A 20409-nucleotide genomic window follows, 5' to 3' on the forward strand; every position below is an offset into this window, starting at 1 on the left:
GATCTTTACACCAGACCGTAGGAAATTCCCAAGTACTTCACGTATTTTGGGAATTGTCCCACAGTGATCGCGCCGTCCGGGCTTCAATGAATCCGCAGAATCGAGTAACGTGCCGGGCAATTCTAGATTAAACGATTCAGCACGCCTGTTGTCTGCTGCAATCGAGATGAAAGTGATGTCCGATACGATGCTCGGAAAGATATCACCCTCATCCCCCTAAGCTGTCGATCACGTGATCGTCATTAAAACAAGAATCAGGTGGCGCCTTGGCGCTGCACAGGAGTCAAGGCAATGCTCGAACTCACTCTGGAGCAAATATCCATGGCCCAGTCGGCTGTGGATAAAACTGCCGCACTTAAGCTGATTGCCGACCACCTGGTCGCTGATGGTCTGGTTGCCGAGGGCTACCTCACCGGGCTGATGAACCGTGAGCAGCAAGGCTCGACCTTTCTCGGTCAGGGCATCGCCATCCCACACGGTACACCCGAAACCCGCGACCTGGTGTTCACCACCGGTGTGCGTCTGATGCAGTTCCCCGAAGGGGTGGACTGGGGCGACGGACAAATGGTTTACCTGGCGATTGGTATCGCTGCCAAATCCGACGAGCACTTGCGTTTGCTGCAACTGCTGACGCGCGCACTGGGTGAAGAGGACCTCGGCCAGGCGCTGCGCGAAGCGAAGACCCCGGAAGACCTGCTCAAGCTATTGCAGGGCGCTCCGCAGGAACTGGCACTCGACGCCCAGATGATCAGCCTCGGCGTTTCGGCCGACGATTTCGAAGAACTGGTCTGGCGCGGCGCACGCCTGTTGCGCAAGGCCGACTGCGTGAGTAACGGTTTTGCCGCTGTGCTCCAGCAAGTGGAAGCGTTGTCGCTGGGTGATGGCCTCTGGTGGCTGCACAGCGAGCAAACCGTCAAGCGTCCCGGTCTGGCGTTCGTCACCCCCGACAAACCCATGCGCTACCTGGGTCAGCCGCTGACCGGTCTGTTCTGCCTGGCCAGCCTCGGTGAGGCGCATCAGGCGCTGCTCGAGCGTCTGTGTCTGTTGCTGATCGAAGGCCGTGGCCACGAGTTGGGTCACGCCACGAACAGTCGCGCCGTGCTGGAAGCGCTCGGCGGCGAACTGCCCGCCGAGTGGCCGACCCGGCAGATTCAGCTGGCCAACGCCCATGGCCTGCACGCTCGCCCGGCGAAGATACTGGCGCAGCTGGCCAAGGAGTTTGACGGCGAGATCCGTATGCGTGTGCTGGAAACCGGCGAAGCCGCCGTGTCGGCCAAGAGCCTGAGCAAGCTGCTCAGCCTCGGTGCGCGCCGTGGTCAGACGCTGGAATTCATTGCCGAGCCGAGCATCGCCGACGACGCGTTGCCAGCCCTGATCGCTGCCGTTGAGCAAGGTCTGGGCGAGGAAGTCGAACCCTTGCCTGCTGTCTCGCAGACCGAGGCTGCGCCAGCGCCGGCCCCGGCGGCTGCCAAACCGCTCAGCGCTCCGCCAGCAGGCAGCGTGTTGCAGGCCGTTTCTGCTTCACCGGGCATTGCCATGGGGCCGGCGCATATTCAAGTGCTGCAAAGCTTCGATTATCCCCAGCGGGGTGAGTCGGTGGCTGCCGAGCGCGAGCGCTTGCACAAGGCGATTGGCGAAGTACGCAGCGATATCGAAAATCTCATTCAGCGCAGCAAATCAAAGGCCATCCGGGAAATCTTCATCACCCACCAGGAGATGCTCGAAGACCCGGAACTGACCAACGAAGTCGAGGTGCGCCTCAATAACGACGAAAGCGCGGCGGCTGCGTGGGCCACGGTCATCGAGACCGCTGCCGTTCAGCAGGAACAGCTACAGGACGCGTTGCTGGCCGAGCGCGCCGCAGACCTGCGTGACGTCGGTCGCCGCGTACTGGCGCAGATCTGTGGCGTCGAAACCGTTGCGGCCCCGGACGAACCCTACATTCTGGTGATGGACGAAGTCGGCCCGTCCGACGTTGCCCGTCTCGACCCGGCGCAGGTCGCCGGTATTCTTACCGCACGTGGCGGTGCCACCGCGCACAGCGCCATCGTGGCGCGTGCGCTGGGCATTCCTGCACTGGTAGGGGCTGGTGATGAAGTGTTGCTGCTCAAGCCGGGCACCGTACTGCTGCTCGACAGCCAGCGCGGACGGCTGACCGTCGCGCCTGACGAGGCGACTCTGCAGCGCGCAGTTCAGGACCGTGACGCGCGTGAGCAGCGTCTCAAGGCGGCAGCCGAAGCACGCATGGAGCCCGCCGTGACGCGCGATGGTCATGCTGTCGAAGTCTTCGCCAATATCGGCGACAGCACCGGCACACCGGCCGCCGTGGAGCAGGGCGCGGAAGGCGTCGGCCTGCTGCGTACCGAACTGCTGTTCATGGCGCATTCCCAGGCGCCCGATGAAGCTACGCAGGAAGCTGAATACCGCCGCGTGCTGACCGATCTGGGCGGGCGTCCGCTGGTGGTGCGTACGCTGGACGTCGGTGGCGACAAGCCGCTGCCTTACTGGCCGATCGCCAAAGAGGAAAACCCGTTCCTCGGCGTCCGCGGTATCCGTCTTACCCTGCAGCGCCCTGACGTCATGGAAAGCCAGCTTCGCGCCCTGTTGCGTTCGGCAGACAGCGGCCCGCTGCGCATCATGTTCCCGATGATTGGCACGCTTGAAGAGTGGCGTCAGGCGCGGGACATGACCCAGCGCCTGCGCGAGGAAATTCCGGTCAGCGACCTGCAACTGGGGATCATGATCGAGGTGCCATCGGCGGCGCTGATCGCTCCGGTGCTGGCGAAGGAAGTGGACTTCTTCAGCATCGGCACCAATGACCTGACGCAATACACCATGGCCATCGACCGCGGCCACCCGACGCTGTCGGCCCAGGCTGACGGCCTGCACCCGTCGGTGCTGCAACTGATCGACATGACCGTGCGCGCTGCGCATGCCAACGGCAAATGGGTGGGCGTGTGCGGTGAGCTGGCTGCAGACCCGCTGGCCGTGCCGATTCTGGTCGGTCTGGGCGTGGATGAATTGAGTGTTTCGGCGCGCAGCATTGGCGAGGTCAAGGCCTGCGTACGTGAACTGACCCTGAGCAGCGCTCAGCAACTGGCGCAAAATGCGCTGACGGCGGGCAGCGCCGCTGAAGTCCGCGCGCTTGTGGAGGCTGTGTAATGGCGAAGATTCTTACCCTGACCATGAACCCGGCGCTGGACCTGACTGTACAGTTGGGGCAGTTGGAGCTGGGCCAGGTCAACCGCAGCACGGCGATGCTCACTCACGCCGCGGGCAAAGGCCTGAATGTGGCGCAGGTGCTGGCTGATCTGGGCCATGACCTGACCGTTGCCGGTTTTCTCGGTGTTGATAATCAGCAAGCGTTCGAGGCGTTGTTCGAGCGCCGTCAGTTCGTCGACGAGTTTGTCCGGGTGCCGGGCGAAACGCGCAGCAACATCAAGCTGGCCGAAGGCAGTGGCCGCATCACCGACTTGAACGGCCCGGGCCCCCAGGTCAGTGAAGAGGCTCAGCAGGCGCTGTTCACTCGCGTTGAACAGATCGCTCAGGGTTTCGACGTGGTGGTCGTGGCGGGCAGTCTGCCGCGCGGTGTCACGCCGGAGTGGCTGCAAAAACTGTTGCTGATGCTCAAGGACCTCGGTCTGAAAGTGGCGCTGGACAGCAGTGGTCTGGCCTTGCGTGCCGGTCTGAAGGCCGGGCCCTGGCTGATCAAACCCAATACCGAAGAGCTGGCTGATGCGCTCGACGCACCGATCATCTCCATCGCTGCACAAGCCGAGGCGGCTGCGCGTTTGCAGGCGCAGGGCATCGAGCATGTGGTGATCTCTCAAGGCTCCGAAGGCGTGCACTGGTTCAGCCCGAGCGTGGCACTGCATTCACTGCCGCCCAAGGTCACCGTGGCCAGTACGGTCGGTGCGGGTGACTCGCTGCTGGCAGGCATGGTGCACGGCTTGATCAGCGGTCAAGAGCCGCAGAAGACCTTGCGCACTGCCACAGCGATTGCCGCCATGGCGGTGACCCAGATCGGTTTCGGTATCACCGATGCCGCGCAACTCAAACGGCTTGAAGGCGGCGTCACTGTACGCAGCCTTTCAGAACAATAAGAGAGGATCGTCATGAAGTTAGCCATAGTTACGGCCTGCCCGAACGGCAAGGTCAGCAGCGTACTCAGCGCACGATTGCTCGAAGCGGCGGCCCTGCGCCAGGGCTGGGAAACCAGCGTCGAAATCATCGATCCCAATAAGGCCGATCAGCACTTGTCCGCTCAGGACATCGAAGCCGCCGATCTTGTCCTCGTGGTCAATACCGGTCCGGTGGACCTGAGCCGCTTTGTCGGCAAACGCCTGTTTCAGGATTCGCCTGCGCATGCGTTGCAGGATGTCGACAGTTTTCTGCAGCGCGCCGAGCGAGAAGCACAGGTGCATGTGGCGTCCGAAGCAGCGGCGCCTCAGGCAAGCGGTGATACGGGCGCGCAACCGCGTATCGTTGCGATCACGGCTTGTCCGACCGGCGTCGCGCACACGTTCATGGCGGCCGAAGCGATCCAGCAGGCTGCCAAGCGTCTGAATTACGACCTGCAAGTCGAAACCCAGGGTTCGGTCGGTGCGCGCAACCCGCTCAGCGCCAAGGCCATCGCCGATGCCGACGTGGTGCTGCTGGCGGCGGATATCGAGGTCAATACCGACCGCTTTGCCGGCAAGAAGATCTACCGTTGCGGCACCGGGATCGCCCTCAAGCAGTCCGAGGCGACCCTGAAAAAAGCCTTGGCGGAAGGGCAGGTGGAATCCGATGAGGCCACCGCCAAGTCACCCGCCAGACAAGAAAAGACGGGCGTCTACAAGCACCTGCTGACCGGCGTGTCGTTCATGCTGCCGATGGTCGTGGCGGGCGGGCTGTTGATCGCTCTTTCCTTCGTGTTCGGTATCACCGCGTTCAAAGAGCCGGGCACGCTGGCTGCGGCACTGATGCAGATCGGTGGGGAAGCGGCGTTCAAACTGATGGTGCCGTTGCTGGCCGGTTACATCGCCTATTCGATTGCTGACCGTCCGGGGCTGGCACCCGGCATGATCGGTGGTCTGTTGGCGAGTACGCTGGGTGCCGGGTTCATTGGCGGTATCGTTGCAGGCTTTCTGGCCGGTTACAGTGCTGCCGCGATCAACCGCTACGCACGTCTGCCGGCCAGTGTCGAAGCGCTCAAGCCGATTCTGATCATCCCGTTGCTGTCGAGCCTGTTCACCGGTCTGGTGATGATTTACGTGGTCGGCAAGCCGGTTGCCGGGATGCTCGAAGCCTTGACGCACTTCCTCGACAGCATGGGCACCACCAACGCGATCCTGTTGGGCGTGGTGCTGGGCGCAATGATGTGCGTCGACCTCGGTGGGCCGATCAACAAGGCGTCCTATGCGTTCTCGGTCGGTTTGCTGGCGTCCCAGAGCTACGCGCCGATGGCTACAGCGATGGCTGCCGGTATGGTGCCGCCCATCGGCATGGGCATCGCCACGATCCTGGCCCGCCGCAAGTTCGCCCAGAGCGAGCGTGAAGCAGGCAAGGCGGCGTTCGTGCTGGGGCTGTGCTTCATCTCGGAAGGTGCCATTCCCTTCGCTGCCAAGGACCCGTTGCGGGTGATTCCGGCCAGTGTCGTGGGTGGCGCGCTGACGGGTGCGTTGTCGATGTACTTCGGTTGCAAGCTGATGGCACCGCATGGTGGCCTGTTCGTGATGCTGATCCCCAACGCGATCAACCATGCGCTGCTTTATCTGGTGGCGATCATCGCCGGCAGTGTGCTGACCGGCGTGATCTACGCGCTGATCAAGCGTCCGGAGCCTGCTGACATGGAAGTGGCGCCCGCAGCCGCCTGATGATGCAAGGCGCGGGCTGTCCCGCGCCTTCTGCCTGCCCTAGCGCTCCAGCGCCAGGGCAACCCCCTGACCACCACCGATGCACAGCGTGGCCAGGCCCTTCTTCACATCGCGCCTGATCATCTCGTGCAGCAGTGTCACCAGCACGCGGCAGCCCGACGCGCCAATGGGGTGGCCAAGGGCGATAGCGCCACCATTCACGTTGAGCTTCTGCGGATCCAGCCCCAGCTCCTTGCCCACCGACAGGGACTGTGCGGCAAAGGCTTCGTTGGCTTCGATCAGGTCCAGTTCGGCCAGCGACCAGCCAGCCTTGTCCAGGCAGCGACGCGTGGCACTGACCGGCCCGATGCCCATGATGGCCGGGTCGACACCGGCGTTGGCATACGCGGCAATGCGCGCCAGCACCGGCAAGCCCAGTTGCTCGGCCTTGGCGGCACTCATCAGCATCACGGCGGCAGCCCCGTCGTTCAGCGACGAGGCATTGCCGGCGGTGACCGTGCCGTCCTTTTTGAAGGCGGGCTTGAGCTTGGCCAGGGTCTCGGCGGTGGTGCCGGCGCGGGGCTGCTCGTCTGTTGCAAAGGACAGCGGATCACCCTTGCGCTGGGGGATCAGGATCGGCGTGATCTCATCGGCGAAGCGTCCGGCTTCAATCGCAGCCATCGCCTTTTGCTGAGACAAGGCGGCGAACTCGTCCTGGGCTTCACGACTGATGTCGTACTGCTGCGCAAGGTTCTCGGCGGTGATGCCCATGTGGTAATCATTGAATGCATCCCACAGGCCGTCAGTGATCATTGTATCGACCATGCTGGCGTGGCCCATGCGCAGACCGGTGCGCGCGCCCGGCAGCACGTAGTTGGACAGGCTCATGTTTTCCTGGCCGCCGGCGATGATGATCTCGGCGTCGCCGCAGCGGATCGCCTGGGTCGCCAGGTGCAGGGCCTTGAGGCCGGAGCCGCAGACCTTGTTCAGGGTCATGGCCGGTACCGAGAAGGGCAGGCCGGCCTTGATGGCTGCCTGCCGCGCCGGGTTCTGACCAGCGCCTGCGGTCAGCACCTGACCCATGATGACTTCATCGACCTGCGTGCCGTCCACGCCGGTGCGGGCAAGCAGTTGACGAATGACCGCTGCGCCGAGGTCGACTGCGGCGACAGAGGCCAGTGAGCCCTGAAAGCTGCCCACGGCGGTACGGGTGGCGGCGACGATAACGACGTCGAGCATGGTGCTGATCCTCATTGTTATTGAGCGCTCATGGTGGCACAGATAGGCCGGCAGGTTCCAACCGTGAACCGCTCGGTCACGGTTTGCCGCAAACCGTCACGTATGGTTCAAACGTCCATGCGGCGCCTGGCACGTTGCGCCGATCCGTCGCGTACGGCCCAGCGCAGAATGGGCGCAGTACTGTTGACGCCCAGGTGGATCATCCGGCGTTTGAAGGGGCTTTGCGTGATGTCGAGCATGTCACTGGCCCAGTCCGGCAGCAGATCGATACCGGCGCGCATCATCAACACGCCAAACGGCTTGGCCAGCCAGTTGGGGGCAGGCGCGTCAAGCAGCAGGCGCAGCACTTCACGGCTGCGCGCGTCACAGACCAGTTGGCCACGAATGTCTGCCAGATAGTCAGCGATGGCCTGATGCGAGCGTGGAACGTTGCGTGCACCGAGTCGCTCGGCAACCAGCGCTGTTTCAGCGTAATACGCGTCCTGATCGGCGAGCGACATATCCGGGTTGAGGTAGCGCAGATGGGCTGCGAGAAAGCTGCTGACTTCAGCCACATGCACCCAGGTCAGCAAATCCGGATCGCTGGCGGCATACGGCCGACCATCGGGCGCGGTGCCGACGATGTTGAGGTGAATGTTGCGGACCTTGTCGATCAGCCAGTTGGCATCTCGCGTTGAGCCATAGGTGGTGCCGGACAGAAACTGCCCGGTACGGCGCAGGCGGCCGAGCATGTCCTGACGAAAGTTGGAGTGGTCCCAGATGCCCGCCAGTGCCAGCGGGTGCAAAGCCTGCAGCATCAATGCGCTGATGCCGCCGACCAGCATGCTGGTGAAATCGCCATGCACCTTCCAGCACACCGCCTGAGGGCCAAACAGGCCCGGATCGCCCTTGGGGCTTTCCAGATCAAGTTGACCCAGCGCCAGGCCGGTAAGGCTGATGACCTGGGTTTCGATGCGGGTGCGGATGAATTCCATGTCGTGCTCAGGGCATCGGGGGAGGGCGTGGATAAAACTGACTGAAGCTCTCATGCCAAGCGCGCAGCGCTCACTGTGATGCACAAGTCCAACTGACTATCGTGTCGACGTTATACACAAATCCAAATGACTATCGTGCCGACGCTTCGCGTCGGCATGCAGTTCTGGACGCTTTGCGTCCTTTTTGTGACGCAGAGCGTCACGAACGGCATTCCCACGCGGAGCGTGGGAACGATGGTCATAACCATGAGAGGGACAAATCAGCCGCGGTGACGGCCGCGGAAGTAGTTGATCAGACCTTGGGTCGATGCATCGTCAGCCGGCTCTTCGGTGCCGCCGGTCAGGCGCTGGTAGACCGCCTTGCCCATTTCCTTGCCCAACTCCACACCCCATTGGTCAAAGGCGTTGGTGCCCCAGATCACGCTCTGCACGAACACCTTGTGTTCGTACATGGCCACCAGCGCGCCAAGACGACGCGGGCTGATGCGCTCGACCACCAGCGTATTACTCGGACGGTTGCCGGGGATGACCTTGTGCGGTGCCAGCTTCTGCACCTCTTGCTCATCCATACCCTTCTCGCGCAGTTCTGTTTCGGCTTCTGCGCGGGTCTTGCCCATCATCAGTGCCTGGCTTTGCGACAGGCAGTTGGCGTACAGCCACTGGTGATGGTCGGCAACCGGGTTGAAGCTGACGATCGGCACAATGAAGTCGGCCGGAATCATCTGCGTGCCCTGGTGCAGCAACTGGTGGTAAGCGTGCTGACCATTGGCGCCCACGCCACCCCAGATCACCGGCCCGGTATCGGTCGACGTCGGCGTACCGTCCTGACGTACGCTCTTGCCGTTGGATTCCATGTCCAGTTGTTGCAAGTGCTTGGTGATGTTACGCAGATAGTGATCGTACGGCAGGATCGCGTGGCTTTGTGCGCCCCAGAAATTGCCGTACCAGACGCCCAGCAAGCCCAGCAACACCGGCATGTTCTGCTCGAACGGCGCGCTCTGGAAATGCTGGTCCATGGTGTAGGCACCGGACAGCAGTTCCTTGAAGTTGGACATGCCGATGGCCAGCGCGATAGGCAGACCGATGGCCGACCACAGCGAATAGCGACCGCCGACCCAGTCCCACATCGGGAAGATGTTTTCTTCACGGATGCCGAAGGCCACGGCCGCCGCGTTGTTGCTGGACACCGCGATGAAGTGGCGATGCAGTTCGACTTCCGAGCCGCCCTGCGCCAGGTACCAGGCACGTGCAGCCTGAGCGTTTTTCAGGGTTTCCAGCGTGTTGAAGGATTTCGACGAGACGATGAACAGCGTGGTCTCGGCACGAATCTTCATCGACAACTCGTGAAACTCGCTGCCGTCGATGTTGGCCAGGTAATGGCAGCGGACACCCTTGTGCGCGTAGGCCACCAGCGCTTCGGAGACCAGCTCCGGACCGAGGAACGAGCCGCCGATGCCGATGTTCACCACGTCGGTGATCGGTTTTTCGGTGTAACCGCGCCACAGGCCGTCATGGATGCGGCCGACCAGTTCGGTCATCTGATTGAGTACGCGGTGTACGTCCGGCATCACATCGACGCCGTTGACTTTCAACTTGTCGCCGACCGGACGGCGCAGAGCGGTGTGCAGAGCAGGGCGGCCTTCGGAGGAGTTGACCAGCTCGCCATCATACTGAGCCTTGATCGCCTCCTTGAGGCCCACTTCGCCAGCCAGGCTGACCAACAGATCGCGGGTCTCGGTGGTGATCAGGTTTTTGGAATAATCGAGAAACAGGCCAGCGCTGCTGAGGGTAAATTGGCTGAAGCGCTGCGGGTCGGTATTGAACGCTTCGCGCATGCTGAAGTTCTGCATGGCCTGGCGGTGATTGTTCAACGCCTGCCAGGCGGGCAGAGCGGTCACATCGGAAGGAGTGCGGTAGTACGCCATCGCTGCGGGTTTCCTTTAACTGGTTCTGTCTTTGGATATTCTTGGAGCGAGGTCGCAAGCTTTCTCACGGGCTACACATCGCAGACTACCCTTCGCGTACCTGTTTGTCTGCGCCTCGCCTTACATGACCCCGGTACTTTTTCGCACACAGGCAACCGGGGTTTTGTCTCGAATACTGTCGGCTGTGGTTCAGGCAACCTGTACCGGTATGGCATTACCGGTGTGTCTTAGTTCATTGCCTGCGCACATCCTGTCAGCTTCTGGTCAGGTGCAGGTTATCGATCAAGCGGGTTTTGCCCAGGAATGCCGCTGCGAGGATGACCAGGTCGCGATTCTCGGCAGTCGTCGGACGCAGGCTGGTGGCATCGCGTATCTCCAGATAGTCGATGCGAAAACCGGCGGCCTCCAGTTGCTGCTTCTTGCTCGCCAGCAGCGCATCGAAATCCTGCTCGCCTGCCCTGATCGCGTCGGCGGTCTGGCGAATCGCCTGATACAGCGCGGGTGCCGCGGCGCGCTGATCGTCGCTCAGATAACCGTTGCGCGAGGACAGCGCCAGGCCATCGTCGGCACGTACCGTCGGCTCGCCGATGATCTGGATCGGCATGTTCAGATCACGGACCATGGCCCGAATCACGGCCAGTTGCTGGAAGTCTTTTTCACCAAAGATCGCCAGGTCAGGCTGCACCATGTTGAACAGCTTGCTGACCACGGTCGCGACACCTTCGAAATGGCCGGGGCGGCTGGCGCCACACAGGCCTTGCGACAGGTGCGGCACGCTGACCAGCGTCTGGTCGGCCATGCCGTGCGGGTACATTTCCTCCACGCTTGGCGTGAACAGCAGGTTGCAGCCGGCCTGCAGGAGTTTTTCCTGATCGGCAGCCAGCGTGCGAGGGTAGGTGGCCAGGTCTTCGTTGGGACCGAACTGCAGCGGATTGACGAAAATGGTAGCGACCACGAAATCGGCACGCTGCGCCGCCTTGGTGACCAGCGCGGCGTGGCCGCTGTGCAGGTTGCCCATCGTCGGGGTCAGCGCGATGCGCTTGCCTTCGCTGCGTGCCCGCGCAACAGCGGCGCGCAGGTCCTGTACGGTTTTTACTGTGTTCATGCCGAGAATCCGTGTTCAGTGGCCGGAAAGCTGACGTCTTTGACTGCGGCCACGTAGGCCCGGATAGCCGACTGGATGTCGGGCTGGCCGGTCATGAAATTTTTCACGAACTTGGGCACGCGCCCGGTGATGGACAGGCCGAGCATGTCGTGCAGCACCAGGACCTGACCGTCGGTAGCGCTGCCTGCGCCAATGCCGATGACCGGGACCTTCACTGCTTGGGTGATTTCCTCAGCCAGTTCGCTGGGTACGCACTCCAGCAGGATCATCGCTGCGCCCGCCTGTTCCAGCGCGATTGCATCGGCGCGCATCTGCCTGGCCTGCGCCTCCAGCCGACCCTGAACCTTGTAGCCGCCCAGCACGTTGACGGCCTGTGGGGTCAGGCCCATGTGCGCGCACACCGGAATGCCGCGCTCGGCCAGCAAACGGATCGACTCGGCCAGCCATGCAGCGCCTTCGACCTTGATCATGTGTGCGCCCGCCTGCATAAGCGTCGCGCTGTTGATCAGGGTCTGTTCCAGTGTTGCGTTGGCCATGAACGGCAGGTCGGCGAGAATCATCGCGCCCTGGTTGCCGCGTTTCACACAGGCGACGTGGTACGCCGTTTCAGCCGTGGTAACAGGCAGGGTGCTGTCGTGACCCTGCAGGACCATGCCCAGCGAGTCGCCTATCAGCAGCACTTCGACACCCGATTGGGAGGCCGTGTGGGCGAAAGTTGCGTCGTAGCAGGTCAGCATGGTGATTTTCTCACCCTTCTGTTTCATGGCCAGCAGCGACGTAACGGTTATGTTCGGCATGTAAAGTCCTCCATCAGGCGCTGTGAAGACGGGTGCTCAGCGCGTGAGAGTCATCCTGGAAAAGCAGGCACACCGTCGTATCGCGGTGTTTTGCAAAGGCCTGTTTCGCGCCCGTTCGCCTGTGGTGTGGCGGCGGGAGGCCTATCTTCGTGAGGAGGGGGCGTGAAGTCAATTGAAGGTGTTACCTGTGCGTCCGACCGGTTACACCGGTGCGGTGACAGACAGGCTTCATGCCTCGGTAGGCAGACGCTCAAGACCTGTGAACGGGCATTCATCAAGCAGGCGATTCAGTGGGCGCCCGTCGGCCAGTGTCAGCTCTGGAGCCAGCTCTGCCAGTGGGTACAGCACGAATGCCCTGGCCTGCATGTGGTAATGCGGCACTTTGAGGCGTGGTTCGTCAATCAGACGGTCGCCGAACAGCAGAATATCGAGGTCCAGCGTGCGCGGCCCCCAGCGTTCATGGCGTTCGCGGCCCTGATCCAGCTCAATGGCTTGCAGCGCATCAAGCAGCGTCAGGGGGGGCAGAGCGGTGTCGATTGCCGCGACGGCATTGGTGAAGCGCGGTTGGCCTGGCAGTAGCGAGTCGCTGATATAGAAGGACGACACGCCGCTCAAGTGACAACCGGGCAACTGCGAAATGGCTTTGAGGGCGCTGCGCAATTGTTCGGCCGGGTCAGCCAGGTTGCTGCCCAGACCGATATACACGCGTTCAGTGGCCAACAGCGGTTCACTCACCGCTTTGCGCCTCGCCCGTGGTGCGCTTGCGTTTGGCGCCGCTGTTACGACGACGCTTGCGCGGGGCTGTGCCCGCCGCTTCAGGCTTGTTGCTCAGGTCGCGAATCATGTCGCGGCGTTCGCTGTCGTTGCAGTCCTGATAATCGGTCCACCACTGGCCCAGACCCTCGGTCTGCTCGCCGGCTGTTTCACGCAACAGCAGGAAGTCGTAGCCCGCGCGGAACCGCGAGTTGTCGAGCAGCAGGTCGGCGCGTTTGCCCGAACGGCGCGGCAGGCGCTCCTGCATGTCCCAGATCTCGCGGATCGGCAGGGTGAAGCGCTTGGGAATCGCGATGCGCTGGCATTGCTCGATGATCAGTTCGTGAGCGGCTTCCTGCATCGCTGCAATCGGCGGCATGCCACGTTCCTGAGCGCGCAGCACCTTGGCTGGCAGCGCAGGCCAGAGCAGGGCAGCAAACAGAAACGCCGGCGTGACCGGTTTGTTCTGCTTGATGCGCAGGTCGGTATTGATCAGCGCATTGCTGATCAGCGTATGGGTGTAGGTCGGGTTGTATTCCAGGGCCTTGGAGCTGGCCGGGAACAACGGTTCGAACAGCTCCAGGTCCACCAGCATTTCAAAGGTGGGGGCGGCGTGCCCGGAGAGGAACAGTTTGAGCACTTCTTCGAACAGGCGGGCCGACGGAATGTCACGCAGCATCGGCGCCAGTGCGCGGATAGGTTGAGCGCTGTGCTTCTCGATGCCGAAGTCCAGCTTGGCCGCGAAGCGCACGGCACGCAGCATGCGCACCGGGTCTTCTTTATAACGCTGCTCCGGATCGCCGATCAGGCGGATCAGGCGATTGCGGATGTCATGCACGCCGTTGGCGTAATCCAGAACGCGCTCGCTGACCGGATCGTAGTAAAGCGCGTTGATCGTGAAGTCGCGACGCTGGGCGTCTTCTTCAAGTGTGCCGTATACGTTGTCACGCAGGATGCGTCCGCTTTCATTGCGCGAGGACTGGTTGCTGTCCTCTTCTTCGTCATCCTGAGGATGATTGGCGCGGAATGTCGCCACTTCGATGATTTCGCGACCGAAGTGGATGTGCACCAGCTTGAACCGACGACCGATGATCCGCGCGTTGCGGAATTCGGCACGCACCTGTTCGGGCGTGGCGCTGGTGGCGACGTCGAAATCCTTGGGCGTGATGTTGAGCATCATGTCGCGTACGCAGCCACCGACCAGATAGGCCTGGTAGCCGGCATTCTGCAGGCGCTCGACGATATTCACGGCATAGCGGCTGAACTGACTGCGTTGCAGCGAATGTTGGCTGCTGTTGAGCACTTCAGGCGTGGTGCGCGTGTGTTGCTGCGGTTTGCGCAGTGGGGAACGAAATGACTGGAACAACTTCTTCAGCATGGGATGCACTGTTTGAAGGAATATTCGGCCAAAAACGTGGAATGACCGCATGATGGGCGGGGATTCTAGCATTTAGTCGAGTGATGGTGTAGGAAGCTGTCGCGGAAGGGTAAGCGATGGCGCGGATCAAGGCGGGGAAGCTACTGGGGGAGCCGAAGCTCCCCCAAAGTGTGTGCTCTTTATTATTGTTTTCTGCCTGGGCTTCTTGTTTTTGTTGAGTGCCCATTCACGAGACTTGCGTCTGTGAAACCTCCCAATCGGGAGTCAAGAGCAAACGGATTGCTTTGGTCGCTGCGTTGCAATGATCATTCGATCCAACCAGTTCAGGCGCTACCTAAGGGTAGTTTTTGTTGTTCTCGGCCTGGTTGCGGGGCAAGCCCCCAATACAACTCCTCTCCAAAAGAATCAGTTAGCTGCGCCTCCGCCGTGTTGTTCTTGTTATGCGTGAGTCGATTCGTATTGTTTTTATTATGGGTGTCGTACGGCTTGTTGTTCTTCTTGTACCAAGCATATAGCAGAAGCTGTGCCAACTTTGACCAGGCCCCGTAAACCGGGCCTTTGCGGGCGAAAGGCCGTTCGAGTGCGCACAAAAAAGCCGGGCCTGCGTTACCGTAAGACCCGGCTTTTGTTACGTGAAGCGCGTGAGGTAACAGTTTGTCCCCGCCCTGCGCACCGCGTGCCAGAGCCTTGGGCTGATTTTATGTCTCGTTGGCGACGCCCTTGCGACGCGGGATACCCAGACGCTGACGGCGCTCCCACAGACATTTGCGACTGACACCCAGTTTGCGCGCCAGCTCGGTCTCAGTCATATGGTCCTGATGCTCCAGAACGAAGTGCTGAAAATAGTCTTCGAGCGACAGGTCTTCGGCGGGCTCGTTGCCCGTCGAGCCAGAAGAGCCCGGCAACGGCGCCATGCCCATGTATTCGTCGTCATCCAGCCCGTCGAGCTCAATGTCGATACCCAGCAGGTCAGCGGTGATTTCCGGGTTCTCGCACAGAATCACCGAGCGTTCCACGGCGTTTTCCAGCTCGCGTACGTTGCCCGGCCAACTGTAATGGCGGATAGCCTGTTCCGCGTCATGTGCAAATTTGAGGTCGTCGCGCCCGACCTTGCTGCTCTGGCGAGCCAGGAACGCACGGGCGATTTCCAGGATGTCGCTGCCACGTTCCCGCAGCGCCGGGAGTTTCAGGGCGATGACGTGCAAGCGATAGAACAGGTCTTCACGAAACTCGCCATTTTTGGCCAGCGTTTTCAGGTCCCTGTGGGTCGCGGCAATCAGGCGTACGTCGACCTTTTGCGATTGCACCGAGCCGACGCGCCGAATTTCGCCCTCTTGCAATACGCGCAGCAGGCGAGCCTGCGCTTCCAGCGGCAGTTCGCCGATTTCATCGAGAAACAGCGTGCCACCGTCAGCGGCCTCAACCAGACCTGCACGGCCTGCGCTGGCTCCGGTGAACGCGCCTTTCTCGTGACCGAACAGTTCGGATTCGATCAGCGATTCGGGAATGGCCGCACAGTTGACGGAAATCATCGGCGCCTTGGCGCGGCGTGAGAGATTGTGCAGGGCGCGGGCGACCAGTTCCTTGCCAGTGCCTGATTCCCCTTGAATCAGAACATTGGAATCAGTCGGGGCGACTTTGCGGATCTTGCTGTAGAGATCGAGCATGGGCGGGCATGAGCCGATGATGCCGATCTCGCCATTATGGTTCTGTGCCGGGCCTTTTTCAGCGCTGCTGGTTTTGGCGGTGGCGTTGCGCTCGTCCTGAAGGTGCTTGACCGTCTGTCGATCACGCAGGATCCGCGAGACTGCCTGGAGCATTTCATCGTGATCGAAGGGTTTGGCGATGTAGTCCACTGCGCCCATCTTCATCGAGTCGACCGCCGAGCGCAGGCTCGCGTAACTGGTCATGATCAGCACCGGTTTGCCTTCGCCGAGCTTGATCAGCTCGGTGCCGGGCGCGCCAGGCAGGCGCAGGTCGCTGACGATCAGATCGAACGACGGGATGCTGAAGCGTTCCTGAGCCTCTTGAACGGAGCCGGCTTCACTGACTTCATACTGGTTGCGTTCAAGCAGGCGACGCAGGGCTGAGCGGATAATCGTTTCGTCTTCGACGATCAAAATATGCGGCATTGATTCAGTTCTCTCGACGGTCTCAGTTCGCGGTGGACGTCGCGTCGACATGGCGTGGCAAGGTCACCCTGATTCGGGTTCCACGCTGCTGCTCGGGATCGGCCGGGCTGTCGATAGTGATTTGTCCATAATGCTCTTCAACGATGGAATAGACCAGCGCCAGGCCAAGTCCGGTTCCCTCGCCAGGGTCCTTGGTGGTGAAGAACGGCTCGAACAATCGGTCCATGATTGCCTTTGAAATCCCACTGCCTTCGTCTTCGACGATCAAGTCCACAGTGTGCTCGGATACTTCGCTTCTGACCCTGACTGCACTGCCTGCCGGGGAGGCATCGCGGGCATTGGAGAGCAGATTGATCAACACCTGCGCCAGCCGCTGCGGATCGCCGACAGCCCAGTGCTCAGGGTTGCACAGGTTGTAGAACTGTACTTCGAAATTACGCCGGTTCAGCGCCAGCAGACCAATAGCATCCTGAGCCACCACGGCCAGACAAACGGCTTCGTCGCTATGTTGATGGGCACCCGCGTGGGCAAAGCTCATCAATGACTGGACGATGCGCGATACGCGCTTGGTCTGCTCGAGGATCTGGCTGCTGATTTCCTTGAGCTCGCCGTCCTCTTCGCGTTCTTCGCGCAGGTTCTGGGCGAGACAGGCAATACCGGTGATCGGATTGCCGATTTCGTGCGCCACACCGGCGGCCAGTCGGCCAATACTTGCCAGACGTTCCGAGTGCACCAGCTTGTCTTCGAGCATTTGCGTGTCGGTCAGGTCTTCGACCAGCACCACGAGGCCGCTGTTGCCCGGCGCCAGGGGCTCGTTAATGGCTGCCTTGTGCAGATTGAGCCAACGGGTCTGGCCGTCCAGACCGAGCTTCTGCTTGTGCAAATGCTCATCGGGCAGGCTGGTAAAACCGGTCAGCAGGCCCTTCCACGGCTCGGCAATGGTTTCCAGTCGCGAACCGACCACGCGCTGGGCGACGATTCCGGTCAGTTCCTCCATGGCCCTGTTCCACATCAGGATCTCCTGATCTTCGGCCAGCGAGCAGACGCCCATCGGCAGTTCCTGAAGGGTCTGGCGGTGGTAGCGGCGCAAGGCATCGAGTTCGGCTGCAAGACCGGTGAGGCGCGAGTGGTAGTCCTCAAGCCGGCTCTCAATGAAATGTATGTCTTCGGTGACGTATTTTTCGCTGCCCGATTTGTACGGCAGAAAGGTTTCCACCATGTCCTGCGCTACGCTGGGGCCCATCAGCCCGGACAGGTTGGCTTCGATGCGGTCGCGCAGGCGGCGCAGGGCATAGGGGCGGCGCTCGTCGAACGGCAGGTAGAGATCGCGCAGCGCTTGCTCGACCTCCTTCTGCGCGGCTTTCGCGCCCAGCGGCTTGGCCAGTTGGGTGGCGAACTCCTGCGGCGAGATGGCATGCAGTTCACGGCGTTGCGGGCGGCGTACGTTATCGACCGCGCAGGCCTCGGCAGCCCCGGCTTCTTCAGGGCTGGCATTGGTGAACAGCGAGATCAGGGTGAACAGCAAGACGTTGGCGGCCAGCGAGGCGATGGCTGCCATGTGCCAACTGGTGTCGTCCAGCACATAGATCATGTTCAGCCAGGGAATATAGAAGCCCTGCAGGTTGCCGATCAGCGGCAACAGCATGCTGACCGCCCAGACCGAAATGCCGGCCAGCAGCCCGGCGATGAAGCCGCGCCGGTTGGCGGTCGGCCAGTACAGTACCGACAGCACACCCGGCAGGAATTGCAGGGTCGCAACGAAGGCGACGATGCCCAGATTGGCCAGATCCTGCTGCGCGCCGAGCATCAGATAGAAGCCGTAACCCAAGGCGATGATCGCCACGATCAGTCCGCGTCGCGTCCACTTCAGCCAGCGGTAGATATTGCCCTCGGCGGGTGGCTGATACAGCGGCAGCACCAGGTGATTGAGTGCCATGCCGGACAACGCCAGCGTGGTGACGATGATCAGCCCGCTGGCCGCCGACAGCCCGCCGATATAGGCGAGCAGGGCCAGAGACTTGCTGTTGGCGGCGATCCCGATGCCGAGCGTGAAGTATTCCGGGCTGGTGGTGGCGCCGAGCTTGAGGCCTGCCCAGAGGATCAGCGGTACTGCGAGGCTGATCAACAGCAGAAACAGCGGCAGACCCCAACTGGCGCTGACCAGCGAGCGCGGGTTGAGGTTTTCCGTGAAGGTCATGTGGTACATGTGCGGCATGACGATGGCCGAGGCGAAGAACACCAGCAGCAGCGTGCGCCACGGGCCTTCCTGCAAAGGCGTGTGCAGCGAGGCGAGGGCGGTCTGGTTCTGCAGCAGCCACAGTTCCAGTTGTTGCGGGCCGTCGAACACGCCATACAAGGCATACAGCCCAACGCCGCCCAGGGCGATCAGCTTGATCAGCGATTCAAAGGCGATGGCGAACACCAGGCCCTCGTGTTTCTCGCGCGTGGCGATGTGCCGTGAGCCAAAGAAAATCGTGAACAGGGTGATCAGTGCGCAGAACGCCACTGCGACCCGGTCCTGCACCGGCTCGCGGGTCAGAATGCCGATGGAGTCGGCGACCGCCTGAATCTGCAAGGCCAGCAGTGGCAGCACGCCGATCAGCATGAATACGGTGGTCAGCGCGCCGGCCCAGGTGCTGCGAAAACGAAAGGCGAACAGATCGGCCAGTGATGACAGCTGGTAGGTACGGGTAATTCTGAGGATCGGGTAAAGCAACACCGGCGCGAGGAGGAAGGCCCCGGACACCCCCAGATAACTGGACAGAAAGCCGTAGCCATACTGATAGGCCAGACCAACCGTGCCATAAAACGCCCAGGCGCTGGCGTAGACACCCAGTGACAGGGTGTAGGTCAGCGGGTGACGAATGATCCAGCGCGGAATCAGACCGTGTTCGCTGACCCAGGCCACACCGAACAGCACCAGCAGGTAGGCGGCGCTGACCAGCAGCATCTGCGTCAGACTAAAGCTCATCGGCATCTCGCTGGCTCTGCAGAATGAACGTCACCACAATCAGGATCAGCCACAACATGTAGGGCCTATACCAGGCACCGGTGGCATCGATCCACCAGTCCATGATGGCTGGAGAGAACAGATAAATGCCGACCACCAGAAGCAAAACCAACCGGTATATGTACATCTGGTCTCCCTGCGCTGGTAGATGAGGAGCGGCATGTTAACGGATGCCGGATAACCTGCAAGTATCCTTGCGTCGCAGTTTGCGGCGACCGCTCTGGATCAGTCTATCCGGGCTTCTTCAATATTGCGCAGTCGGGGTATCAGGTCAGCGTTCCAGTGGCGGATGCCCCAGGCAAGCACTTCCTGCGCGGTGCCATCGCTCATGTGTGCATCGAGCGGTTGCCCCAGTGCTCGCAAGGCCCGAAGCAGCAGCGGCGTCGCCTGGTCGGCCGGCAGTGGCGGGGAACGATAGGACTTGCCGAGCTTGTGACCATCAGGCTGGATGATCAACGGCACATGCAGGTAGCGCGGTTGGGGCAGGCCCAGCAGTTCCTGCAGGTACAGTTGGCGGGGTGTCGAGTCGAGCAGGTCGGCACCGCGGACGATATCTGTGACGCCTTGCCAGGCGTCGTCAATGACTACAGCCAGTTGATAGGCATACAGACCATCGCGCCTGCGGATCACAAAGTCACCGCTTTCGCGCCCCAGGTGCATTTTGAAGAGGCCCTGAACCCGGTCTTCGAAGCGATATTCCAGCTCCGGTACGCGAATGCGGATGGCGGCGTTTTCCGGAGAATGCCCTGCATTGCGGCAGAAACCCGGATAGACACCCTGAAAGTCTTCAAGCTGTTTGCGCGAGCAGGTGCAGGCGTAGGCCAGGCCATGATTGAACCAGCGCTGGAGGATCTCGGCGTAAGCGTCATGGCGTTCGCTTTGCCGCACCATCTGGCCGTCCCATTCAAAACCGTAGCGCTCAAGCGTCTCGAGAATCCCCGCCTGCGCGCCGGCCACTTCACGCGGCGGGTCGAGATCCTCCATACGCAGCAGCCACTGACCGTTTGCCGCACGCGCATCGAGATAGGAAGCGAGGGCTGCGACCAGCGAGCCAAAGTGCAGGTAACCACTGGGAGTCGGCGCAAAGCGCCCGATATAGGCCGGTTTTTTCATGGGCGGGATGTTACGGGTGACGGGCTTGGGCGGGCAAGTGGAACGCAGTGGGTGGTTATGCAGAGTCTTGTGTCAATGCTCAGCGTTGGCGTGCAGTTCGTGACGCTCTGCGTCACACAGCAGTGCCGTCACTAACGTCGCACTCT

Annotated in this window: 14 protein-coding genes; 3 read left to right on the top strand and 11 right to left on the bottom strand. The window is 61.5% G+C overall.

The genetic code is table 11. The annotated features are described in order from the left end of the window. Positions 1-291 precede the first annotated feature (291 nt). From ptsP to BT119_RS24570, 3 genes are read left to right on the top strand one after another with little or no spacing between them, the layout of a single operon-like run. Positions 292-3162 carry a phosphoenolpyruvate--protein phosphotransferase gene (ptsP, locus tag BT119_RS24560; RefSeq protein ID WP_003430698.1) on the top strand — a complete coding sequence of 957 codons (2871 nt, stop codon included), beginning with the start codon at positions 292-294 and terminating at the stop codon, positions 3160-3162. Continuing rightward, positions 3162-4103, top strand: coding sequence for a 1-phosphofructokinase (gene pfkB, locus BT119_RS24565; protein WP_003430696.1), 942 nt, complete (start codon positions 3162-3164; stop codon positions 4101-4103). Before ptsP ends, pfkB begins: the two co-directional genes overlap by 1 nt. 12 nt (positions 4104-4115) lie before the next feature. Continuing rightward, positions 4116-5858 carry a PTS fructose-like transporter subunit IIB gene (locus BT119_RS24570; RefSeq protein ID WP_003430694.1) on the top strand — a complete coding sequence of 581 codons (1743 nt, stop codon included), beginning with the start codon at positions 4116-4118 and terminating at the stop codon, positions 5856-5858. A gap of 39 nt (positions 5859-5897) precedes the next feature. On the opposite strand, the gene BT119_RS24575 is transcribed toward BT119_RS24570, so the two are convergent. The 11 genes from BT119_RS24575 to gluQRS form a co-directional block, all read right to left on the bottom strand. After that, positions 5898-7076: an acetyl-CoA C-acetyltransferase gene (locus BT119_RS24575; protein ID WP_003430692.1), complete on the bottom strand. Its 1179-nt coding sequence runs from the start codon at positions 7074-7076 to the stop codon at positions 5898-5900. A 107-nt stretch (positions 7077-7183) separates the two neighbouring features. After that, complete coding sequence (locus BT119_RS24580) at positions 7184-8050, bottom strand: oxygenase MpaB family protein (protein ID WP_003430690.1); 867 nt, start codon at positions 8048-8050, stop codon at positions 7184-7186. Positions 8051-8310: 260 nt separating this feature from the next. Next, entirely contained in the window at positions 8311-9975 is a 1665-nt protein-coding gene (gene pgi / locus BT119_RS24585; protein WP_046719947.1) for a glucose-6-phosphate isomerase, read from the bottom strand. Positions 9976-10228: 253 nt separating this feature from the next. Next, complete coding sequence (panC, locus tag BT119_RS24590; RefSeq protein WP_054082233.1) at positions 10229-11080, bottom strand: pantoate--beta-alanine ligase; 852 nt, start codon at positions 11078-11080, stop codon at positions 10229-10231. Then, on the bottom strand, positions 11077-11877 hold the full coding sequence (gene panB / locus BT119_RS24595) for a 3-methyl-2-oxobutanoate hydroxymethyltransferase (RefSeq protein WP_003371340.1): 801 nt from the start codon (positions 11875-11877) through the stop codon (positions 11077-11079). Before panB ends, panC begins: the two co-directional genes overlap by 4 nt. A 228-nt stretch (positions 11878-12105) precedes the next feature. Continuing rightward, positions 12106-12612, bottom strand: a complete 507-nt coding sequence (gene folK, locus BT119_RS24600; protein WP_072367068.1) for a 2-amino-4-hydroxy-6-hydroxymethyldihydropteridine diphosphokinase — start codon at positions 12610-12612, stop codon at positions 12106-12108. Then, on the bottom strand, positions 12605-14008 hold the full coding sequence (locus BT119_RS24605) for a polynucleotide adenylyltransferase PcnB (protein ID WP_072367069.1): 1404 nt from the start codon (positions 14006-14008) through the stop codon (positions 12605-12607). The genes folK and BT119_RS24605 overlap by 8 nt, the downstream gene beginning before the upstream one ends. 698 nt (positions 14009-14706) lie before the next feature. Next, entirely contained in the window at positions 14707-16140 is a 1434-nt protein-coding gene (locus tag BT119_RS24610; protein ID WP_003430684.1) for a sigma-54-dependent transcriptional regulator, read from the bottom strand. Between the two features lie 22 nt (positions 16141-16162). Further along, positions 16163-19117: a sensor histidine kinase gene (locus tag BT119_RS24615; protein WP_003430682.1), complete on the bottom strand. Its 2955-nt coding sequence runs from the start codon at positions 19115-19117 to the stop codon at positions 16163-16165. Continuing rightward, on the bottom strand, positions 19101-19277 hold the full coding sequence (locus tag BT119_RS24620; protein WP_002552060.1) for a hypothetical protein: 177 nt from the start codon (positions 19275-19277) through the stop codon (positions 19101-19103). The genes BT119_RS24615 and BT119_RS24620 overlap by 17 nt, the downstream gene beginning before the upstream one ends. A gap of 98 nt (positions 19278-19375) precedes the next feature. After that, the gene (gene gluQRS, locus BT119_RS24625; RefSeq protein WP_072367070.1) at positions 19376-20263 is read right to left on the bottom strand and encodes a tRNA glutamyl-Q(34) synthetase GluQRS; all 888 of its coding nucleotides are present in this window, start codon (positions 20261-20263) and stop codon (positions 19376-19378) included. Positions 20264-20409: the final 146 nt, after the last annotated feature.

Origin of the sequence: Pseudomonas sp. NFACC10-1, from assembly GCF_900119195.1 — a bacterium.
In the GTDB taxonomy this organism is placed as follows: Bacteria; Pseudomonadota; Gammaproteobacteria; order Pseudomonadales; family Pseudomonadaceae; genus Aquipseudomonas; species Aquipseudomonas cerasi.

Bases quoted from the DNA above. Each gene is read 5' to 3' on its own strand.
- BT119_RS24570 (WP_003430694.1), top strand. From the start codon at position 4,116: ATGAAGTTAGCCATAGTTACGGCCTGCCCGAACGGCAAGGTCAGCAGC.
- BT119_RS24620 (WP_002552060.1), bottom strand. From the start codon at position 19,277: ATGTACATATACCGGTTGGTTTTGCTTCTGGTGGTCGGCATTTATCTG.
- BT119_RS24575 (WP_003430692.1), bottom strand. From the start codon at position 7,076: ATGCTCGACGTCGTTATCGTCGCCGCCACCCGTACCGCCGTGGGCAGC.
- gluQRS (WP_072367070.1), bottom strand. From the start codon at position 20,263: ATGAAAAAACCGGCCTATATCGGGCGCTTTGCGCCGACTCCCAGTGGT.
- BT119_RS24610 (WP_003430684.1), bottom strand. From the start codon at position 16,140: ATGCCGCATATTTTGATCGTCGAAGACGAAACGATTATCCGCTCAGCC.
- panC (WP_054082233.1), bottom strand. From the start codon at position 11,080: ATGAACACAGTAAAAACCGTACAGGACCTGCGCGCCGCTGTTGCGCGG.
- ptsP (WP_003430698.1), top strand. From the start codon at position 292: ATGCTCGAACTCACTCTGGAGCAAATATCCATGGCCCAGTCGGCTGTG.
- BT119_RS24605 (WP_072367069.1), bottom strand. From the start codon at position 14,008: ATGCTGAAGAAGTTGTTCCAGTCATTTCGTTCCCCACTGCGCAAACCG.
- BT119_RS24580 (WP_003430690.1), bottom strand. From the start codon at position 8,050: ATGGAATTCATCCGCACCCGCATCGAAACCCAGGTCATCAGCCTTACC.
- pfkB (WP_003430696.1), top strand. From the start codon at position 3,162: ATGGCGAAGATTCTTACCCTGACCATGAACCCGGCGCTGGACCTGACT.
- panB (WP_003371340.1), bottom strand. From the start codon at position 11,877: ATGCCGAACATAACCGTTACGTCGCTGCTGGCCATGAAACAGAAGGGT.
- pgi (WP_046719947.1), bottom strand. From the start codon at position 9,975: ATGGCGTACTACCGCACTCCTTCCGATGTGACCGCTCTGCCCGCCTGG.
- BT119_RS24615 (WP_003430682.1), bottom strand. From the start codon at position 19,117: ATGCCGATGAGCTTTAGTCTGACGCAGATGCTGCTGGTCAGCGCCGCC.